The 1,154-nt window shown below is 49.7% G+C and carries 1 protein-coding gene; it reads left to right on the top strand.

Annotated features, from left to right (window positions below):
- Positions 1-1,154, top strand: a 1,154-nt coding sequence (locus ACWHAR_RS22485; protein WP_452087881.1) for an amino acid permease, incomplete at both ends; no start/stop codon positions are given.

Below are 1,154 nucleotides of genomic sequence, written 5' to 3'. Positions count from 1 at the left end.
TTGGGAGGTGTCATCGGAACCGGGCTGTTTTTAAGCTCAGGTTATACCATTCAGCAAGCAGGCCCGGCCGGAACGATACTCGCCTACTTAGTCGGGGCCGGCATCGTCTATCTGGTCATGCTATGCCTCGGTGAGCTGTCAGTCGCCATGCCTGTGACCGGCGCCTTTCACACCTATGCAGCCAAATACATAGGGCCGGGCACCGGATTTACGGTCGCTTGGCTGTACTGGCTGACATGGACCGTGGCATTGGGATCAGAATTTACAGCAGCCGGCCTGTTAATGCAGCGCTGGTTCCCCCATACATCGGTTTGGATGTGGAGTGCCGTCTTTGCGCTGTTCATCTTCTTGCTTAACGCATTTTCAGTCAAGTTTTTCGCTGAATCAGAATTTTGGTTTTCCAGCATCAAAGTATTAGCCATTGTATTATTTATTCTTTTAGGCGGCTCTGCCATGTTCGGCATCATCCCGATCAAAGGCGGAGAAGCCGCTCCGATGCTGTCCAACTTCACGGCGGAAGGCGGGCTTTTTCCAAATGGATTTGTCCCGATTTTGATGACGATGCTGTCCGTCAATTTTGCCTTTTCGGGAACGGAACTAATCGGAATCGCAGCCGGTGAAAGCGTTGATCCTGACAAGACGATACCAAAAGCGATTAAAACAACGGTCTGGCGTCTCTCACTCTTCTTTGTCGGAACAATTTTTGTGCTGTCAGGACTGATTCTGATTCAAGATGCAGGTGTCATCAAAAGCCCGTTTGTCGCTGTCTTTGACAGAGTCGGTGTACCATACGCAGCCGATCTCATGAACTTTGTTATCCTGACAGCAATCCTGTCAGCGGCTAATTCCGGACTCTACGCTTCTTCCCGGATGCTGTGGTCTTTATCAAAAGAAAAAACGCTTCATCCGACATTTGCAAAGCTGACGTCAAAAGGAACCCCGTTTAACGCGCTGGTGTTCAGCATGATCGGCGGCATTCTGTCGTTGCTGTCCAGCGTATTTGCGCCAGACACTGTATACGTTGTGCTCGTGTCGATTTCCGGTTTTGCCGTCGTTGTCGTGTGGATGGGGATCGCTGCTTCTCAATTCATGTTCAGAAAACGTTATATCGAAGCGGGAAACAAGGTTACTGATTTGAAATACAGAACCCCTTT

Source organism: Bacillus sp. LR--39 (genome assembly GCF_053613335.1).
Note: the sequence above shows the minus strand (reverse complement) of the source record. Positions and strands in the feature narration are given on the sequence as shown.